Source organism: Nocardia lijiangensis NBRC 108240, assembly GCF_001613045.1.
Taxonomy (GTDB): domain Bacteria; phylum Actinomycetota; class Actinomycetes; order Mycobacteriales; family Mycobacteriaceae; genus Nocardia; species Nocardia lijiangensis.
On the sequence record NZ_BDBP01000095.1, the window covers coordinates 24,554 to 39,974 of the forward strand.

Sequence of the window (15,421 nt, forward strand, 5' to 3'; positions counted from 1 at the left end):
ACCTCGGAGCTTGCTGTTCGAGGCAAAGTCCGCTCTACCACGCTACCTGCGTGGCAGGACCGCAGAGCGGGAGTCGGCGCGATCGACCACTGTGACGGCCATGAGCAGTGCTTTCCCGCCCCGGTCGTCGACGTCGGCTAGCCGAGAATTAGCCATCGTGCCGGCGGCGGCGCTCTAGCATGGGGAGATCCGGCGTGGGAGGTGACGAAATGTTGGCGCGCGCGTGGATACGGTGGCTGGTCCTCCATCGCCTGGCACGGACCTATCTTTTGGTGTCGGCACGCCGGGGCGATCCCTTCGCGCAGATCGTGGTCGGTCCGGATCGCGCGCGCGGCGCGCCGCGCGCCGTAGAGGCGATCCGGCAGCGGGGCCGGATGCCCACGATAGCGCAGCAGGTGCGCGTGACCGCGGACCACGAACTGTGCAGGCTCATCCTGCGGGACCGTCGCTTCGGGACGTTCACGCCCAGCAATCGAGCCCTGCCGAAGGCGATGCGATGGGTACTGACCAAGACAGATCTGGAGCTTCCCAACCTCGCGGAACCGCCCTCGATGCTGGTGACCGATCCGCCGGAGCACACCAAGTACCGGCGCCTGGTCGGGCAGGCATTCGCCCCGAAGGCGATAGCCAAACTCGAGGAGCGGGTGGTCGAGGTGACCGATGACCTGCTCGAACGCCTGAATTCGACGCCGCGACCGGATCTGATCAGCGACTTCTCCGAGCAGTTGCCCATCTCGATCATCGCCGAAATTCTCGGGTTGTCCGCCGACATGCATTCGACCCTGCTGAGGTGGGGAGACACCGGTGCGCCGTTGCTCGACCGAGGCCTGACCTGGGCCGCTTTCCGCCGCGCCATCGAAGACTTGGCCGAGGGGCAGCGGTATTTCGACCAGCACATCGCCGGGCTCGCCGCCGAACCGGGCGACGATGTGCTCAGCCTGCTGGTGATAGGTGGCGAGCTCACCCGCCGCGAGCAGATTGCCAACGCGGAGCTGCTGCTCGACGCCGGATTCTTGACCACGGTGAACATGCTCGGCAACGGAATCGCCCTGCTGACACGCCATCCGGACCAGCTGGAATTGCTGAAGGCGCAGCCGGAGCTGTGGCCGGGCGCGGTCGAGGAAATCCTGCGCTACGACGGCCCCATACGGATCACGGGCCGCATCGCGAGTTGCGACATCGACATCGCCGATCAGCACGTCGAATCCGGTTCCCTGATCCTGCTGTTGCTGCAGGGCGCCAACAAGGACCCCACCGTCTTCCCCGATCCCGAACGATTCGATGTGACCAGGGCCAACGCCGCGGAACATCTCTCGTTCAGTAGCGGGGTGCACAGCTGCCTGGGAGCCCACCTCGCCCGATTGGAGGGCGCCATCGGGCTGCGAGCCCTCTTCGAGCGGTACCCGGATCTGCGTCTGGACGGCCCGCCGATCCCGCGTGGCCTGGTGAACCTGAACAGCTACCGCTCCATGCCCGCCAAACTATCTGCCAACTAGCTGTTGCGGATCACGACGTCGATGACATCGGCGCCGGGCCGACGTTCTGCCGCTATCGATGTGCACGGGTACGTCGTCCGCCCGCGACATGCACCACCCCGCGCTCGAATTCACCGGTGGACCGATAGTTCGCCCGCACATAGCGAACCAGTTATTGGCGACTGGCTCTGTTAGCGCAGGCCAGTAGTCGGCATGCTGGGCGAATGCTTTTCCGGCGGTTGGTCGCGCTCTACAGCGGATTGTGGTTGTACGGGTTCTCCATGGCGGTGATGGTGCGCGCCGGGCTCGGACTCGACCCGTGGGACGTGTTCCACCAGGGCGTGGCCGAGCACGTGCCGCTCAGCTTCGGCGCGGTCACCGCGGTGACCGGCGCGGTGGTCCTGCTCGCTTGGATTCCGTTGCGCCAGCGGCCCGGTCTGGGCACGGTCAGCAATATCGTGGTCATCGGGTTGTCGGTGGACGCCGGACTGTGGCTGCTTCCGACAGGGGAATCGCTGCCGGTGCGCGTCGCCGCGATGCTCGCGGCCGTCGTGCTCAACGCCGTGGCCACCGTGCTCTACATCGGCGCGGGCATGGGACCCGGTCCGCGCGATGGACTGATGACTGGTCTGGTCCGTCGCACCGGCTGGTCGGTCCGGCTGATCCGCACCACCATCGAGGTGACGGTGCTGGCCACCGGCTGGCTCCTCGGCGGCAGCGTCGGTATCGGCACGCTCGTCTACGCCTTCGGCATCGGGCCGTTGATCCAACTCATGATCCCCGCCGTCGACCGCTACCTCCCCGGCTTCCACACCGTCGGCCGCCCCACGCCGAACCCCGCCGCCGAGCCCGCCGCCGTGGATAGCTGAGGGATATCGCCTGTCCGGATCCGTGGGTTGCGTGTCCTTGAGGACATGCCCGCGCCCGCACAGACTGGGCGTATGGAATCGAATCGCAGCGATGTGGTGGTGGCGATCGCGGAGGGTGTGCTGCTGCTCGACGTCGCAGGACCGGTGCAGGTGTTGCACTGGGCGGGCCACCGCATCCGCTTCGCCTCGCCGGACGGCGCGCCGGTCCGCACCGACGTCGGCGCACCGCTCGGCGTGGAGGGCACGATCGATGACCTCGCGGCCGGGGCCGACACCCTGCTCGTGCCGGGTTACGCGGTGGGGCAGTCGCTTCCGCCTGACCTGGTGCGGGCGGTCGGAGCCGCCGCGGATTCGGCACGCCGGGTGGCGTCGGTCTGCACCGGCGCCTTCGTGCTTGCCGAGGCGGGGATGCTGGACGGGCGGCGGGCGACGACGCATTGGCTGGCCTGTACCGAACTGGCGCAACGGTTTCCGCGTATCGCCGTGCAACCGGACGCCATCTACGTGCGCGACGGACGGATCGTCACCTCGGCGGGCGTGAGCGCGGGCATCGACATGGCGCTGGCGCTGGTGGAGGAGGACCACGGGCCCGAGGCGGCCCGCTCGATCGCCAAACACCTCGTGGTGTTTCTGCGCCGCCCCGGCGGCCAGTCCCAGTTCAGTCTGCACACGGGCACCGCGACGCCGCGCGCGAGCGGACTGCGCGCGGCGGTCGACTCGGTCGTCGCCGACCCGGCCGCCGACCACAGCCTGGCCGCGCTGGCGGCCCGCGCCTCCGTCAGCGAACGACACCTGACCAGGTTGTTCCGCAAGGAGATCGGGATGACACCGGCGCAGTACGTGGAGCGGGCGCGGATCGAGACGGCCCAGCGCCTGCTGGAGGCGGGCGACGAGGGCGTGGTGACCGTCGCGCGGCGCAGCGGACTCGGCTCCGAGGAGACCATGCGCCGCACCTTCCTGAAACGGCTCGGCGTCACGCCCACCGACTATCGCAACAGATTCCGCGCGGCGACGCGCTGAATTCCCGTCCGCGCGCCGTATCCCGCGGCGTCGCGGTTCTTTTCACCGAACGAGGGGAGACCCATGTCCATGTCACGTCGTGCCGCGCTCGGCGCCGGTTTGGCGGGCGCCGCGCTCGCCTGGTCCGCCGATCACGCTGCGGCGCAGGAGGATCCGCTGGCCCTGCCGTCCACGCCGCTGGCGGCCCGCGCCACCGAACTCATCGACCGGGAGCTGGCGCCGCACCTGCGTAACCACAGCGTGCGCGGCTTCCTGTTCAGCCGGGCCGTCGCGGCCCAGCACGGTCTGGCTCCCGGATCGGGCTACGACGAGGAGCTGATGTATCTGATCTGCGCGCTGCACGACATCGGCCTCGGTGACATCGCCAACGGCGACCAGCGTTTCGAGGTCGACGGTGCGGACTACGCCGCCCGCTTCCTCGAGGACAACGGCGTCACCGACGACCGGGTGGACGTCGTCTGGGATGCGATAGCCGCGCACACGTCGGGTCTCAGCGATTCACCCGTCTACCGTCGCCGGCGCAGGCCGGAGATCTGGGTCGCGGTGCAGGGCATCGGCCTCGACATCGGCGCCAGCCCGGCCGACTTCCCGCCCGGCTACGCCGATCTCGTGCACGCGCGGTACCCCAGGCACGGCGGCAGCCGGGCCCTGGCCGATTCCGTCGAAAGGCAGGCGCTGGCGAATCCGCGCAAGGCGCCGCCCGGCTCGCTGCCCGGCGACATCCTCCGGCAGCGCCACCCGGAGCTGCCCTACCTGACCTGGGACGCGATTCTCGCCACGAGCGGCTGGGGCGACTAGGACTTTTCCGCGGTGGCCAGGTCGGCCTTCCACTGGCGGAAGGCTTCCTCGGTGCGCCCGCGGCGCCAATAGCCCGAGATCGACGCGGCCCACTCCGCGGGCACCTGCCGTTCCCTGCGGATATAGCGGCGCAGGTCGTGCATCACGGCCTGCGCCTCGCCGTGGATGAACACCTGAACCCGGCCGTCCTGCCACGGGGTGGCCCGCACGGTCTCGGCGAGCAATTCGCCCGCGGGTCGCGCGCCGCGGTGCAGCCAGGTGAACTCGACGCCCGCAGGCTTGTCCAGCTTCAGCTCGTCGTCCGGTCCCGACACCTCGACGAAGGCGTGGCCGACGGCGCCTGCGGGCATGGCCTCCAGCGCGGCGGCGATCGCGGGCAGCGCCGCCTCGTCACCGGCGAGCAGGTGCCAGTCCGCGTCGTCGCGCGGGGAGTACGCGCCGCCCGGCCCGTGCAGGTCGATGGTCTCGCCGGGCTGGACCGAGGCCGCCCACGGCCCCGCGATGCCCTCCGAACCGTGGAAGACGAAGTCGACGGCGAGCACTCCGGCGTCGATGTCCACCGAGCGGACGGTGTAGGTGCGCAGCACCTCGACGCCGTCGCGCGGGAAGATGAACTTCACATAGGAGTCGGTGTACTCGCTGGGCTGGAACGCGGCGAAGCCGGGACCGCCGAAGTGGACGCGGATCAGGTGCGGGGTCAGCCATTCGGTGCGCAGCACGGTGAGGGTGGTGCGGGGACGTGCCAAGGTAACCTCCCTGAATTCGACTATTTAGGTATGCCTTACCAACCGTACCTGGGTTTGTGACGTAGCGGGGGTCGTTCGGCTCACAGTGAGGGTTACCGCAGACGGACCTTGCGTCCGTGGCCAAGATGAGGGCATGACCCGGACCGCACCGACCCCGACCGAGGCCCTGCGCCAGCGCTACCGCGACGCGACACCGGTCGAACCCGCCCACTGGAACCCCGTCCTGCGGGTATTGCACGAACACCGATCGGTGCGCAGCTACCTGCCCGATCCGGTGTCCGACGACGTCCTTCGGCTGCTGATCTCCGCAGCCCAATCCGCGCCGACCTCGTCCAACCTGCAGGTGTGGAGCGTGGTCGCGGTCCGCGACGAGGCGCGCAAGGCGCGGCTGGCGGCGCTGGCGGGCGGTCAGGCGCACATCGAGCGGGCGCCGGTGCTGCTGGTGTGGACCGCGGATTTCGCCAGGCTCCGCCAGCTCGCCGACGACCGCGGCGCCCCGCTGGACGGCGCCGACTACCTCGAATCCAGTTACGTGGGCTTCATCGACGCCGCTCTCGCCGCGCAGAACGCCGTCGTCGCGGCGGAATCGCTCGGGCTCGGCACCGTCTACATCGGCGCGTTGCGCAACAAGCCCGAACAGGTCGCCGCCGAATTGCGCCTTCCGCCTCAGGTTTTCGCGGTGTTCGGGCTCGTGGTCGGTCATCCCGATCCGGCCGAGCCCGCCACGGTGAAGCCGCGGCTTCCGCAGGCCGCGGTGCTGCACCAGGAAACCTACGAGCTGGCGGCCCAGCGCGCGCACGTCGCGGAGTACGAGGATCGGATCGCGGAGTTCTATGCCGAGCAGGGGCTCACGCACTCCTGGACCGAGCGGGTGCTGGACCGGTTGGCCTCGGCGCAGAGTCTCAACGGTCGCGACCGCTTGCGAGAAGCATTGGGCGGGCACGGTTTCCCGCTGCACTGAGACTGGGTTGCGCTGGGGCTAGGCGGCCGCGAGTTTCGCGATGAGCTCGAAGGAGCGGGCGCGGTCCTCGATGTCGTAGACGAGGGTGTTGAGCATCAGCTCGTCGGCCTCGGTGCGGCGCAACAGGTCTTCGAGCTGTGCGCGCACCGTCTCCGGCGAGCCCATCACCTGTCCGGCGCGGCGCTGCGCGATGAAGTGACTCTCGCGCTCGGTGGGCTGGAAGGCCGCGGCCTCCTCCGGCGTCGGCAGCGCCCGCGCCCGACCGGACGTCAGGTACAGGAAGGCCAAGTCGCGCGGGCGCGCCAAGGCGTCGGCGCGCTCGTCGGTGTCGGCGCAGATCGCCGAGAAGGCGACCATGGCGTGCGGGCGCTCGAGGTGTTCGGAGGGACGGAAGTTGTCGCGGTACAACGCGAGTGCGGCCTCGGTGTTGTTCGGGCTGATGTGGTGCGCGAAGGCGAAGCGCACGCCGAGCACCGCCGCCACCTGCGCGCTGTAGCCGCTGGAACCGAGCAGCCAGATCTCCGGCGCCGCACCGCGGCCGGGCGTCGCGGTGATGCCGCCCGGTCCCGCGCCGCGGAAGTACCGCAGCAGATCGGCCAGCTCGCTGGGGAACGATTCCGCCGACAGTCCTTCGGCGGTGCGCCGCAGGGCGAGGGCGGTCGCCTGGTCGGTGCCGGGGGCGCGCCCGATGCCCAGATCGATCCGGCCCGGATGCAAGGCGTCGAGGGTGCCGAACTGTTCGGCGACGACCAGAGGCGCGTGGTTGGGCAGCATGACCCCGCCCGAACCCACCCGCATCCGCGCGGTCGCCGCCGCCAGATGCGCGATCACCACGCTCGGCGACGAGCTGGCGATGCCCGGCATGTTGTGGTGCTCGGCCACCCAGAACCGCCGATACCCCAACGCCTCGGTCCGCCGCGCCAATTCGGTGGTCGCGGCGAGCGCCTCGCCGGGGCTCGTGCCGGTCTGCACGGGTGCGAGATCCAGAACGGACAGCGGGACGTCGATCATGCGGCTCCTCCGGGGCAGACGGCCACCGGTGCAACGTCCGGCGGCGTCGGCATATTTCCGGCGCGTCAGCGGGAGCCCGCGAGGGCCCGGAAGACCTCGATCGTGTCCTCTTCGTCCTCGGTGGTTCCGTGGTCGCTGAGCTTGACGATGACGGTGCGGCTCGGCGGGTCGACATAGATGTACTGGCCGTACACGCCGATGGCCATCAGGTCGGGTTCGGCGCCGGTCGGGTGCCACCACTGCGCGCCGTATCCCCACTCGGAGACGGGCAGCGGCGCGGGCGTGGAGATCCGCTCGATCCACATGGGCGGGATCACCTGGGTGGCGCCGACGCGTCCGCCGTCGAGCACCAGCTGGCCGATCTTGGCGAAATCGCGGGCGGTGGCGTTGAGGCAGCAGAACGCCTTCTCCTGCCCGCCCGCCCGGTCGAGGTTCCACAGCGCGTCGTCCTCGGCGCCGATCGGAGCCCAGATCTGTTGGGCGAGTAGGTCACCGAGCGGTGTGCCGGTCGCTCTGGCCAGCGCCATGCCGAGCAGCTGGGTGTCCACGCTGCGGTAATCGCCTTGGCTGCCCGGCGCGAACTCCAGCCCGCGGTGATCGCGAACGAAACCGCTCAGATCCTCGGTGAGATACATGCGGGCGGTGCCGGTGAGCGGCCAGTAGGGGTTGTAGTTCTCGGAGACGTCCACGCCGGAGGTCATGTCGAGGAGGTGGCGCAGGGTGATGCTGTCGAATTCGGTGCCGTCGGCGAGTTCGGGCAGGATGTCGACGAGCCGGTCGTCCTCGCGCAGCGTGCCCGCCTCGACGGCGCGCCCGATCAACAGGGACACCACGGATTTCGCGACCGACCACGAGGACTGCCTGGTGGTGGGGCCGACGCCCGAGCGAAACCACTCGTGAGTCAGCGTGCCGTCGCGCAGCACCAGGAACGAGTTGGTTCGGGTGGCGGCGAGGAAGTCTGCGACAGGAACGTGAGAACCCTTCCAGGGCACCGTGTCCGGCAGCGGCGCCGTCGCGCGGGGGAAGGGGCGAGGGGCCGCCGCGGCCGGAACGGTCCGGCTCTCGAACAGGCTGCCCTGTGTCGACGGCGCGTCGCGCAGCAGGTGCGCGAGCGTGGCCGGTCCCGGAATGTGCAGCAGCGGCGCGGCGGCGAAGGCGGCGCCGACGACCACGGCCACGATCAGGCCGAGGGCGACGACGATCCGCGGTGCGTAGCGGCGCAGCCGGGAGGTGGGGGTGGGCTGGTCAGTCATCAGAATTGTTCCGCTCGTTGGTATTCGACGGGATGCGCGCGTCGACCGCGGTCCAGAAGGCCTCGATCATGGTGTCCAGCACCAGGTCCGGGCCGACCGCGGCCAACCGTGTCGCGTATTCGGCGATGCCCGGATACTGTTCGGCGTCCACCGCGTAATACTCACGCGTCCACGACCTTTCGTCGGCATCGCGCACCTTCTGCGGCAGCACCGCGTAACTCGCGCTGACACCGGCGTAGGACAGCACGCTCACGGCGAGCATGCGCTGGTAGCGGACCACGTCGTCGGGGGAGAGGCCCAGTTCGGCCAGCGCCGTGAGCATCATGTCGACCACCGCGAACTCACCGGGCCCGCGGGTGGTGCGCGACGCGATCGCCGCGCCGACGTACGGGTGCCCGACGAAGACCGCGACGACCGCTCTGGCCAGCGCCTCCAGCCGCGGCTTGGGTTCGAGCCCGGCGGGCACCCGGTGGTAGGCCAGGGAGAGCAGCCGGTCGCCGACCGCGCGCAGCAGCGTGTCCTTGTCCGCGAAGTGCCGCCACACCGCCGACCGGTCGACGCCGAGTTCCTCGCCGAGTGCGCGTCCGGTCAGTCCGTCGGGGCGGCCGCGCGCGGCGATGTCCACCGCCGCCGCCACGATGCGATCCCTGGTCAACCGGTGCGGGCGGGCGGTCTTGCCGGACATGCCTGCTCCTTCGTCACCGTTGTTGTCATCAATGATGACAACGATGGTGACAGGGAATCCCGCGACGGGCAACAGCTCCGTCGTGCGGACCGCGCCGCGGGCTCCCCGGCCGCCGCCGGTACCGTGACGTGCTGATCTTTCGGATGAGGGAAGGACTGCACCTATGACAGCCTCCGGCCGCCGGCTGCTTGCCGACGCGACGCTGTCCGACTCGGCCGGGCCGGGCGAGGAGGGCTACGCGCGGGGTCTGAACCCGCGCACGATCCAGATGATCGCCATCGGCGGCGCCATCGGCACCGGCTTGTTCTACGGCGCGGGCGGCGCCATCGAACAGGCCGGGCCCGCGCTGATCCTGGCCTACCTGGCCGCGGGCCTGGCGATCTTCGTGATCATGCGCGCGCTCGGTGAACTGCTCACCTACCGGCCGGTCTCCGGCAGCTTCGCGGAGTACGCGCACGAATTCCTCGGCCGCTTCGCCGGTTTCGTGACGGGCTGGACCTACTGGGCGGTCTGGGTCGCGACCTGCATGGCCGAGATCACCGTCGCGGGCAAGTACGTGCAGTACTGGTTCGACATCGACCCGTGGATCACCGCGCTGGTGGTGCTCGGGGTGATGTTCGCGGCCAACATGATCTCGGTGCGGTTGTTCGGCGAGGGCGAGTTCTGGTTCTCCGCCATCAAGGTCACCGCCATCCTGGCGATGATCGCCATCGGCATCGGCGTGCTGGTCTTCGGCATCGGCCACGCGACCGACCCGACGGTGACGAACCTGTGGGCCGACGGCGGCGTGTTCCCGAACGGCTTCGGCCAGTCCCTGCTGGTGCTGCAGATCGTGCTGTTCGCCTACGTCGGCGTGGAGCTGGTCGGCGTGACGGCGGGCGAGGCGCGCGACCCGCGCACCACGCTGCGCAAGGCGATCAACACCCTGCCCTTCCGCATCGGCCTGTTCTACGTCGGCGCGCTGGTGGTCATCATGTCGGTGGCGAGCTGGCGCTCCTTCCACGCGGGCAAGAGCCCGTTCGTGGAGGTGTTCGAGCAGATCGGCATCCCGGCGGCCGCGGGCATCATCAACTTCGTGCTGCTGACGGCGGCGCTCTCGTCGTGCAACTCCGGCATCTACTCGACCGGCCGCATGCTGCGCAGCCTGTCGCTGCGCCAGGAGGCCCCCGCCCGGTTCAGCGAGCTGAGCGGCCGTTCGGTGCCCTACATCGGCATCACCGCCTCGGCCGCGGCAATGATCATCGGCGTCGTGGTGAACGTGATCTCGCCGGACAAGGCGTTCGCCTACATCACCTCGGTCTCGACCATCGGCATCATCTTCGTGTGGGGCATGATCCTGGTCTGCCATCTGCTCTACCGCGCGAAGGTCGCCCGTGGACTGCTGCCCGCCAGCGACTACCGCCTGCCCGGTGCGCCGGTGACCTCGGTGGCCGCGCTGGCTTTCCTCGGTCTCGTCGTGGTGCTGCTGTTCTGGACCGAGAGCGGCCGCACCGCGATCGTCGTCGGCGCGGTCTGGGCGGTGCTGGTGTGCGGCGGCTACCTGGTGATGGAGAAACTCGGCGGTGGCGCGCGCGAGACGGAGGACGTCTCGGTGCGGTGAGCGGCCCGGTCGGCTCCGAACACGTCGCCCCGCGCCGCCACGGCGCGGGGCGACCCGTTTTCCGGCCACCGTTCGCTACCGTGGGGCGAAGGGGTCCGCGAGCCCGAATCCGTCCGATGCACGGAGGTAGCGATGGCGCAGAAAACGCTGGCCGAATTGATTTCCGGCGACCTGCCCCCATCCGTCGCGGCGCTGCCGCCGGACCGGCAGGCCGAACTGGCCGAGACCGTCGAGCGCGCGGAGCGCAAGGAGTTCTACGACCTTCAGGCGGCGGCGAACTCCCTGCTCGATCTGGTGCCGCGGATGCTGCGCGGCGCGGTGAAGAAGGCGGTGCGGCTGTGACCGCCCCGGCCGCCGACCCCCAGCTGGTCAAACTGGCCAGGACGCTGCACGTTTCGGTGGACGATCTCGGATACCTGGCCGACGTGCCCGACACGGAATTGCGCCTGTTCCGTTTCCAAGTCGCCGACATGCTCTTCGACCACCAGTCCGTCGGGCTGCGCCGAATCGGCCGCGCCGCCAAGGTCATTCCCACGCCGATCCTGGTCAAGCTGGTCGGTCGTCACCGCAACGCGCTGCTGGCCGCCAAGATGTCGGCGGTGCTCGACCCGGGGCACGCGGTCGAGGTGGCCCGCCGCCTGCCTCCCGATTTCCTCGCCGACATCGCCGCCCAGCTCGACGCCCGCCGCGCGGCGACCATCATCGCCGGGCTGCCCTCGGCCACGGTCGTGTCCGTCGCCGAGCAACTCGCCGCGCGAGCCGACTGGATCACCCTCGGCGACCTGATGTCATCGATCTCCAACGAGGCGGCACGCGCCACCGCCGCGGCATTGGACGGGCTCGCGCTGACCCGCACGGCGTTCCTGGTCGACGAGGCCGGGCAGCTCGAACGCTTCGTCGGGCTCGTCCCCGCGCCGAAGCTCGCGGACATGCTGCACGCCACCGCCGACCACGATCTGTGGGCCGAGTTCCGCACCACCCTGTCCGCGCTCTCGCCGGACGCTGTCCAGTCCATGCGCGCGGCGGCCGCCGGGCTGCCCGCCGTCCAGCGCGACCGTGCGCTCGCCGAGATCGAAGGCTGCCGCGCCGCGGAGTGAACCAGGCTCAGGTCGTGCCGTCGGCTCGGCGGCTCGGCATCACGGCCGAGGCCACCAGCATGACCGCGGCCATCGCCGCGACGGTCACGAAGACCAGGTGCACCGCCGAGGCCAGCGTCTGCGGGGCGGGGTGATCGGTCTCGCCGACCCGGGAGTTGACGATGGCGCCGAACACCGCGACGCCGACGGCGCTGCCGATCGAGCGGGCGAACATGTTGGCCGAGGTCACCACCCCGCGTTCGTGCCATTCGGCGCTGGTCTGCGCGGCGATCAAGGTCGGCGTCGCGACCAGGCCCATGCCGGTGCCGATCACGAAACAGGACGCGGCGATCTGCCACAGCGTGGAGTGCTCGTCGATGAGCACGGTGGACGCGGCCCCGAGCGTGGCGAGTCCGCTGCCGATGAGGGCACTGCCGCGAAAGCCGATGCGCAGATAGACCTTTCCAGCCTGGGAGGCGGCCAGCGGCCAGCCGAGGGTGAGCGCGCCGACGGTGAGTCCGGCCACCAGCGCGCTGGTGCCGAGCACGCCCTGGGTGAAGGTCGGCACGTAGGAGGTCAGGCCGATCAGCACCGCGCCGATCAGCACCGAGACCAGGCTGCTGGCCACCACCACCCGGCGGGTGAAGACCCACAGCGGCAGAATCGGATTCGCCGCCCGCCGCTCCACGAGCGCGAACACGACCAGGACGAGACCGCCGCCGGCGAAGATGCCGATGCTCGTGGGGGAGGACCACGCCCACGCCTGCCCGCCCTCGAGCAGGCCGAGGATGATCGCGCCCGCGCCCAGCGTCAGCAGGCCCGCGCCGAGATAGTCGATGTCCTGGCTGCGCCGCACCGAGCGCTCGGTGAAACTGCGCACCAGCATCCAGGCCGCGATCGCGGAGAGCGGCAGATTGATCAGGAAGATCCAGCGCCAGCTGACGAAGTCGGCGAACACACCGCCCAGCAGCGGACCCGCCACCGACGACATCGCCCACACGCTGGCCAGATAGCCCTGGACCCGAGCCCGTTCGGTGAGGGTGTAGAGGTCGCCCGCGATCACCATGGTCATCGGCTGGATCGCGCCCGCGCCGATGCCCTGCACCGCGCGGAACACGATCAGCGCGACCATGCTGCCCGCGAGCCCGCACAGCAGCGAACCCAGCGCGAACACCGCGATGCCGAACAGGATGACCGGCTTGCGTCCGACCATGTCGGCGAGCTTGCCGTAGATCGGCACCGTCACCGCCTGCGCGAGCAGATAGATCGAGAAAAGCCAGGGGAACTGGGCGAATCCGCCGAGGCTGTCCGTGATGGACAGCACCGCGGTGGCGATGATGGTCGAATCGAGGGCGACGAGTCCGGTCGCCAGCATCAGCGAGCCGAGAATCGCCCCGCGTTCGGACCGGAGTCCGATGGACGGCTGTGCGGTCTCGGTCGCCACGGCGGCCCCTTTCGTTCGTTCGACTAACCATCTCGATCGAACGTAGCCGCACCTCGACTATTCCCGCACGGAAATTTCTCGCGGCCGCCGGGCGCCCTCGGGGCCGCGTTGTCATTACGCTGGCCTGGGCGCTCGGCTTCCGCCGCGGCGCAATCCGATCGAGGAACGAAGGGGCGGAAATGTCACTGCTGGAACAACTCGGCGCGACACGGTCCGGCGACACGGGCGCGCTCGTCTACGGAACGCCGCAGGAGACCGCCGACGGGTCGGTCATCGTCACCGTCGCGAGGACCGCCGGCATTCTGCGGCCTGTCGCGCGGCCGGTCGGCGTCTTTGTCGTGAAGGACGGCCAGGCCACCTGGACAGCCGCCGTCGACGCCACTCGGATCGCGATGTTCGGGCAGACGATCGGGCTGGTGTCCGCGACGCTCGCCCTGCTCGCGATCGTCCGGCGCCCGCCGTGGCCGGACCTGTCCCGCTGAGGCCGGTCGAGCGGACTCGCTGAAGCCCAGGTCGGGCGACCGAGGAAAAGCGTTCACGCCGTGCGGCATCGAGCCCGTTTCGCCGCGGATTGCAAGACAGACCGCCGATCTCGGGGCGAGTCATGCGACTATTGGACGAAGGTCGCGAACCGGGCGGGTGCACATCATCGGCGATGGGCACACCCGCGCGGCACGGCCAGACGGTGCCATCGGCGTTGCGATCCGGCGCGAGTGTCGGAGCGGCGCATTAGGATCGGCTCAACCGTGATGCGACAGCGAGAGTTTGGTTTTCCGTGAAGGGGGAACGATGGACACGCTGAAGCTCGACCCGGCGGCGATGGCCGCTTATACCGCGATAGCGGACACCGTGGCGCAGCAGCTGGCGCAGGCCTCGGCCGCCGCGTCCGGCGCGGTGAACCCGCAGAAGCTCGACGCCGATCTCGGTATGGTCGGCGCCGAATTCGTCGCGAGATTCACCGCCGCGGTCTCCGAGCACACCCAGGCACTGTCCACCGCGGGTCAGCTGGTGGCCGCCTACGGTCAGGTGCTGCGCGACTACAGCGGCGCCATGCAGACCGGTGATGCGGAGACGGCGGCCGCGCTGGTGAAGACCGAGGAGGAGCTGGCATGAGGCGGCTCAGCGGGTTACGCCGACGGCGGCCGACGGAACAGACCAGCACCGACACGCTGCCGGTCGTCAGCAACGATCCCACCTCGGACCCGCCGATCGTGGCAGCGCTCGTGCAGCCGATGCTCTCGCTGCGCGCCTCGCTCGGCACCGGCGCCACCCTGCCCGACCGCGCCATCACCGGCGCACTGTCGGCCGCGTCCACGCACGCCGCCGATTCCGAGGGCCCGCACCGGGACGGTCTGTACCAGCTGGAGTCCACCTGGACCTCGCGCGGCGCGGACGCCGCCGTGCCCGCGCTGCGCACCACCCAGACCGAGATCGGCGAGATCTCCGATCGCGGACCCGCCTACCTGTCGGTGCTCGGTGACGCCCAGGCCACCAGCGCGCGCGCCGCGCGCCGGGTGGACCAGATCATCGCCGACTTCCGCCGCGACGCCAGGCAGATTCTCGGCAACGCCACCGCCGCGCCCGACGCCGACGCGGTCATCGATCGCGCGGCCCAAGCGCTGCGTGACGCGATCGCCACCGTCGGCACCGCGCGCACCGAGATGAACGACCACACCCGCCGGCTGGACGAGATGGGCCCGCTCACCGTCACCGCGCCCGGCGGTATCGGCGGCACCACCCAGCCGTCCGTCGGCGGCAACTCGACCACCACCGTCCCCGGCGTCACCGTGCAGGGCCAGCCCCTGGATCCGGCGCAGGCCGCCCAGCTCCAGCTGCAACAGCAGCTCATCTCGGCGGGCGTGCAGCTGGGCACCTCGGCCATCTCGGCGGGCGTCGACATCGGCACGCATCTGATCGACAAGATCGTCGAAGTCGGCACGCACGCCATGGACACCGTGGCGGCGTCCGCGGACAAGGTGATCGAGAAGGCGATCCCGGAACTCGTCAACCCGGGCGGTACCACGAACGGCGGCAACGGAAACGGCACATCCGGCACCCCGTCGAAGGTGATCGATTTCGGCGGCGGCGCGCCGTCGAACCCGTCGCAGAACGCGACCGGCCCGAACGCGAAGCCGGACGCGCCGAAGCCGGATACCAGGCCCGTGCCGCCCGCGTCGATCATCCCGCCCGGGCCCGCGCCGCAGGACTCGTCGCCCAGGCCATCGGCGCCGGAACCGTCCGGACAGCCTGGCACGCACGGCGGCGTCGCGATGCCGCCGCCGATGGGCGGCGACCAAGACCGCAGGCCGCGCGACGGCCAGCTCGGCGTGACGGTTCCCGCGGCCGCGATGATTCCGGAATCGGTCACCGTCCCGGCCGCCGTGATCGGCGACTTCGGCGATGACGCGCCCTGACCAGGGCCCGTCGAACAACGAACAGGGTCAGCCGAATCCGTTCGACACGGGTCTGCCGATGCTGCGGCT

General features: G+C 70.2%; 16 protein-coding genes. 11 read left to right on the forward strand and 5 right to left on the reverse strand.

Annotated features, from left to right (window positions below):
- Positions 1 to 272 precede the first annotated feature (272 nt).
- From NL1_RS29350 to NL1_RS29365, 4 genes are all read left to right on the forward strand, one after another.
- Positions 273 to 1,496 carry a cytochrome P450 gene (locus NL1_RS29350; RefSeq protein ID WP_245673639.1) on the forward strand — a complete coding sequence of 408 codons (1,224 nt, stop codon included), beginning with the start codon at positions 273 to 275 and terminating at the stop codon, positions 1,494 to 1,496.
- Positions 1,497 to 1,699: 203 nt separating this feature from the next.
- On the forward strand, positions 1,700 to 2,344 hold the full coding sequence (gene yczE / locus NL1_RS29355) for a membrane protein YczE (RefSeq protein ID WP_067846002.1): 645 nt from the start codon (positions 1,700 to 1,702) through the stop codon (positions 2,342 to 2,344).
- 72 nt (positions 2,345 to 2,416) lie between these two features.
- Positions 2,417 to 3,364 (forward strand): GlxA family transcriptional regulator, encoded by a 948-nt coding sequence (locus NL1_RS29360; RefSeq protein ID WP_084511102.1) that lies wholly within the window; start codon positions 2,417 to 2,419, stop codon positions 3,362 to 3,364.
- A gap of 63 nt (positions 3,365 to 3,427) precedes the next feature.
- Positions 3,428 to 4,162 carry an HD domain-containing protein gene (locus NL1_RS29365; protein WP_067846008.1) on the forward strand — a complete coding sequence of 245 codons (735 nt, stop codon included), beginning with the start codon at positions 3,428 to 3,430 and terminating at the stop codon, positions 4,160 to 4,162.
- Here the strand turns inward: NL1_RS29365 and NL1_RS29370 are convergent.
- Complete coding sequence (locus NL1_RS29370) at positions 4,159 to 4,908, reverse strand: siderophore-interacting protein (RefSeq protein WP_067846011.1); 750 nt, start codon at positions 4,906 to 4,908, stop codon at positions 4,159 to 4,161. The genes NL1_RS29365 and NL1_RS29370 overlap by 4 nt on opposite strands.
- 133 nt (positions 4,909 to 5,041) lie before the next feature.
- Between NL1_RS29370 and NL1_RS29375 the strand changes: the two genes are divergently transcribed.
- The gene (locus tag NL1_RS29375; RefSeq protein WP_067846014.1) at positions 5,042 to 5,869 is read left to right on the forward strand and encodes an NADPH-dependent oxidoreductase; all 828 of its coding nucleotides are present in this window, start codon (positions 5,042 to 5,044) and stop codon (positions 5,867 to 5,869) included.
- An 18-nt stretch (positions 5,870 to 5,887) separates the two neighbouring features.
- Here NL1_RS29375 and NL1_RS29380 read toward each other — a convergent pair whose 3' ends face one another.
- The 3 genes from NL1_RS29380 to NL1_RS29390 all read right to left on the reverse strand — a co-directional run bounded on the left by NL1_RS29380 (position 5,888) and on the right by NL1_RS29390 (position 8,818).
- Positions 5,888 to 6,880: an LLM class flavin-dependent oxidoreductase gene (locus NL1_RS29380; RefSeq protein ID WP_067846017.1), complete on the reverse strand. Its 993-nt coding sequence runs from the start codon at positions 6,878 to 6,880 to the stop codon at positions 5,888 to 5,890.
- 65 nt (positions 6,881 to 6,945) lie between these two features.
- Positions 6,946 to 8,133: a serine hydrolase domain-containing protein gene (locus NL1_RS29385; RefSeq protein WP_067846020.1), complete on the reverse strand. Its 1,188-nt coding sequence runs from the start codon at positions 8,131 to 8,133 to the stop codon at positions 6,946 to 6,948.
- Positions 8,126 to 8,818, reverse strand: coding sequence for a TetR/AcrR family transcriptional regulator (locus NL1_RS29390; RefSeq protein ID WP_067846023.1), 693 nt, complete (start codon positions 8,816 to 8,818; stop codon positions 8,126 to 8,128). Before NL1_RS29390 ends, NL1_RS29385 begins: the two co-directional genes overlap by 8 nt.
- A 163-nt stretch (positions 8,819 to 8,981) precedes the next feature.
- Between NL1_RS29390 and NL1_RS29395 the strand changes: the two genes are divergently transcribed.
- The 3 genes from NL1_RS29395 to NL1_RS29405 all read left to right on the forward strand — a co-directional run bounded on the left by NL1_RS29395 (position 8,982) and on the right by NL1_RS29405 (position 11,515).
- Positions 8,982 to 10,418, forward strand: coding sequence for an amino acid permease (locus NL1_RS29395; RefSeq protein WP_067846025.1), 1,437 nt, complete (start codon positions 8,982 to 8,984; stop codon positions 10,416 to 10,418).
- Between the two features lie 132 nt (positions 10,419 to 10,550).
- Positions 10,551 to 10,760 carry a hypothetical protein gene (locus tag NL1_RS29400; RefSeq protein ID WP_067846028.1) on the forward strand — a complete coding sequence of 70 codons (210 nt, stop codon included), beginning with the start codon at positions 10,551 to 10,553 and terminating at the stop codon, positions 10,758 to 10,760.
- Complete coding sequence (locus NL1_RS29405; protein WP_067846030.1) at positions 10,757 to 11,515, forward strand: magnesium and cobalt transport protein CorA; 759 nt, start codon at positions 10,757 to 10,759, stop codon at positions 11,513 to 11,515. The genes NL1_RS29400 and NL1_RS29405 overlap by 4 nt, the downstream gene beginning before the upstream one ends.
- A 7-nt stretch (positions 11,516 to 11,522) precedes the next feature.
- Here the strand turns inward: NL1_RS29405 and NL1_RS29410 are convergent, their stop codons facing one another.
- Positions 11,523 to 12,938, reverse strand: a complete 1,416-nt coding sequence (locus NL1_RS29410) for an MDR family MFS transporter (protein WP_067846033.1) — start codon at positions 12,936 to 12,938, stop codon at positions 11,523 to 11,525.
- Positions 12,939 to 13,117: 179 nt separating this feature from the next.
- On the opposite strand from NL1_RS29410, the gene NL1_RS29415 reads away from it, so the two are divergent.
- From NL1_RS29415 to NL1_RS29425, 3 genes are all read left to right on the forward strand, one after another.
- Positions 13,118 to 13,420 carry a hypothetical protein gene (locus tag NL1_RS29415; RefSeq protein WP_067846036.1) on the forward strand — a complete coding sequence of 101 codons (303 nt, stop codon included), beginning with the start codon at positions 13,118 to 13,120 and terminating at the stop codon, positions 13,418 to 13,420.
- A gap of 307 nt (positions 13,421 to 13,727) precedes the next feature.
- On the forward strand, positions 13,728 to 14,051 hold the full coding sequence (locus NL1_RS29420) for a hypothetical protein (protein ID WP_067846038.1): 324 nt from the start codon (positions 13,728 to 13,730) through the stop codon (positions 14,049 to 14,051).
- Complete coding sequence (locus NL1_RS29425) at positions 14,048 to 15,352, forward strand: hypothetical protein (protein ID WP_067846041.1); 1,305 nt, start codon at positions 14,048 to 14,050, stop codon at positions 15,350 to 15,352. Before NL1_RS29420 ends, NL1_RS29425 begins: the two co-directional genes overlap by 4 nt.
- Positions 15,353 to 15,421 lie beyond the last annotated feature (69 nt).